This is a genomic window from Kitasatospora sp. NPDC059577 (assembly GCF_042735475.1).
Lineage (GTDB): Bacteria > Actinomycetota > Actinomycetes > Streptomycetales > Streptomycetaceae > Kitasatospora.
Genome location: NZ_JBHWBZ010000132.1, coordinates 1 through 3,491 on the forward strand (window position 1 = coordinate 1; position 3,491 = coordinate 3,491).

A 3,491-nucleotide genomic window follows, 5' to 3' on the forward strand; every position below is an offset into this window, starting at 1 on the left:
AGACCGTCATCGCCGGGATCTGGGCCGAGGTCCTCGGCGTCGACCGGGTCGGCGTCCACGACAACTTCTTCGACCTCGGCGGACACTCCCTGCTGCTGACCCAGGTACGGAACCTGGTCACCGCCCGGCTGGGCGTCACGCTGCCGATGATCGCCCTGTTCCAGCACACCTCGGTGCGGGCCCTGACCCGGTACCTGTCCGACCGTGGTGCGGCCCGGGTCGACACCACGGCCCTCGTGCGCGCCCGGCAGGACGGCCGGGCGCGCCTGAGCGGGCGACGCAACCGCCGGTCCTCGAACGGAGACAAGTGATGAGCAACGGCGAAGAGTTCGACGTGAACCCCGCGCACATCGCCGTCATCGGCATGGCGGGCCGGTTCCCGGGCGCGGCGGACCTGGACGGGTTCTGGCAGAACCTCGCGGACGGGGTGGAGTCGGTCGAGCCGGTGCCGGTCCCCGCACCGGTGTCGCACCACGCGGTGTACGCCGCACTGACCGATCCCGACTGCTTCGACTCGGACTACTTCGGTTACGCCCCGCGGGAGGCGATGCTGATCGACCCTCAGCACCGGCTTTTCATGGAGTGCGCGGTCGAGGCCCTGGAGGACGCGGGTGAGGACCCGGCCCGCTTCCCCGGGCCGGTGGGCGTCTACGCGGGCAGCAGCCACACCGGCCACCTGGAGTCGTTGCGTGCCGCGCGGGAGCATCTGGGCGGCCCGAGCGACCTGCTGCTGGGACTCGGGACCGGGATGAGCTTCCTGACGTCGCGGGTCGCCTACCAACTCGGTCTGCGGGGCCCGGCCGTGACGGTGCAGACCGCCTGCTCGACCTCGCTGGTGGCCGTCCACCTGGCCGTCCAGGGTCTGCTCGCCGGGGACTGCGACATGGCCCTGGCCGGCGGAGCGAGCGTCCACGTCCCGACGCCGGTGATCGAGTACACCGAGGACGGCGCGATGTCCGGCGAGGGACACTGCCGGGCGTTCGATGCGGCCGCCGGCGGATCCGTCGGCGGGGACGCGGTGGGCATCGTCCTGCTCAAGCGGCTGGAGGACGCCCTCGCCGACGGGAACACCGTCCACGCCGTGCTGATCGGCACCGCCGTCAACAACGACGGCACGGACAAGATCGGCTTCACGGCGCCGAGCGTCTCGGGCCAGTCCGAGGTGATGCAGGCCGCGCTGAAGATCGCCGAGGTCGATCCCGACACCGTCTCCTACGTCGAGACGCACGGTACCGGGACCCGCCTGGGCGATCCGATCGAGGTCGCCGCGCTGACGGCGGCGTACGGCGCCGGCCGGGTCGAGGACCGGCCGGGCGGTCCGTGCTGGATCGGTTCGCTGAAGACCAACGTCGGCCACAGCGATGCCGCCGCCGGGGTCGCCGGTCTGATCAAGACGGTGCTCGCCCTGCGCCACCGCCGGATCCCGCCGAGCCTGAACTTCGAGACCCCGAACCCGGAGATCGACTGGGAGAACTCCCCGTTCCGGGTGAACGCGGAGCTGCGGGAGTGGACGTCCGGCGGTGCCCTGCGCCGGGCGGCCGTGAACGCCCTCGGCGTCGGCGGGACCAACGCGCACGTCATCCTGGAGGAGGCGCCGCCGGTTCCCGGCCGGGGGGAAGGGAAGCCGTCCCAGCTCGTCGTGGTGTCCGCCAAGTCCCGCCCGGCCCTGGCCGCCGCGCGGACCCGGCTCGGCGAGCACCTGGAGAACCACCCCGCCACCGGACTGGCGGACGTGGCCTGGACCACCCAGACCGGCCGGGCGGGCCACGCCCACCGGCAGGCCTTCGTGGCGTCGAGCACGGCCGACCTGGCGGGGCAGCTCGCCCGGGCGGACGCCGCCGCGAGCGAGCCCGTCGACGACGGGGAACGCTCGATCGCCATGGTGTTCCCCGGCCACGGCGGGCAGAAGCTCGGGATGGCGCGGGAGCTGTACCGCCACGAGAAGGTCTTCCGGGAGGCCTTCGACGAGTGCGCGGCGGCCTTCGCCACGCGGCTCGACGTCGATCTGCCGACGTTCCTCTTCGGCGGGGTGTCCGGGCCGGGTGACTCCGACTTCGCCGACCTGCCGGTCAGCCACGCGGCGATCTTCAGCGTCGAGATGGCCCTCTACCGGCTGTGGGAGTCCTGGGGCGTGGTGCCCGAGGTCGTCGCCGGTCAGAGCCTGGGGAGCTACGCCGCCGCCTGCGCGGCGGGGATCTTCACGCTCGACGATGCCGCGGCGGTGGTGACCTGCCGCAGTCGCCTGCTGGAGACCCTGCCCAGCGGCGGGATGATCGCGGTCCCGATGCCGGAGGCCGAGGTCTCCGCGTTCCTGACCGGAGGCCTCTCGCTCGGCGCCGTGAACGGACCGGACCAGTGCGTGGTCTCGGGGCCCAAGGCGGAGATCACGGACCTGACCGCGCGGCTGGAGGCCAGGGGTATCGACGTCCGCCGGCTGCACATCCCCGGCGCCGGCCACTCCTCCCTGGTCGACTCGATCACGGAGGAATTCGGCGACTACCTGAAGGGCGTCACCTTCGGCGAGCCGGTCATCCCGTTCGTCTCCGACAGCGACGGCCGGCCGGTGGATCCGCAACGGGTGACGACCGTGCGGTACTGGGTCGACCACATGAGGAACACGGTCCGCTTCGGCGATGTCGTCTCGACGCTGCTCGGCGTCGACCACCGGACGGTCCTGGAGGTGGGGCCGGGCCGCAGCATGACCACACTGGTCCGCCGGCACCCGGACCTCGGGAAGCACCACCTCGTCGTCTCCAGCCTGCCGCACCCCTCGGCCCCGGTGTCCGAACTCGACCACATCCTCGGCGCCGCGGGCGCGCTGTGGTGCGCCGGACACGAGCTGGACTGGGCGGGGCTCCACGTGGGAACCGACCGGCGGCGCGTCCCGCTGCCCACCTATCCGTTCCAGCGCACCAGGTTCCGGCTGGACCCCACCGCGCCGGACCCGGTGTCGATCGAGCGGATGGCCGAGGAGGACCTCGACCCCGGGGTGACGTTGGAGGCGCCGGCCACCGACACCGAAGCCGCCGTGGCCCGGGTCTTCACGGACGTGCTCGGCGTGGCCGAACCGGCTCGGCAACACGACTTCTTCAAACTGGGCGGCGACTCCCTGCTGGCGACCCAGCTCACCTCACGACTTCGCGACCGGCTCTCCGTCCGGCTCTCCGTCCGGGAGGTCTTCCTCGCGCCGACGGTCGCGGCACTGGCCGAACTCGTCGAGACCAAGACGGCCGGGGCGTCCTCCGGGGGCACCGACACGACGGCCGCCGACGGCCCGGCGCTGGTGCCGGTGGTGCGCGGTGCGGGCGGGCTGCCGTTGTCGTTCGCGCAGCAGCGGCTGTGGTTCCTCGAACAACTGGGGCTGGACGGCCTGGACCTCGCGATCCCCGGCATGTGGCGGTTGCGGGGTGTGGTGGATGTGGGGGCGTTGGAGTCGGCGTTCTCGGGTTTGGTGGCGCGGCATGAGGTGTTGCGGTCGCGTTTTGTGGTGG

The 3,491-nt window shown here is 72.5% G+C and carries 2 protein-coding genes; both read left to right on the forward strand.

The window, feature by feature from the left end; all coding sequences use genetic code 11:
* Window positions 1-311 (forward strand): phosphopantetheine-binding protein (locus ACFV0O_RS41290; RefSeq protein WP_380350176.1); only part of this gene is annotated, 311 nt, incomplete at its 5' end.
* Window positions 311-3,491, forward strand: a 3,181-nt coding sequence (locus ACFV0O_RS41295; RefSeq protein ID WP_380350179.1) for a type I polyketide synthase, incomplete at its 3' end; no start/stop codon positions are given. The genes ACFV0O_RS41290 and ACFV0O_RS41295, both read left to right, overlap by 1 nt.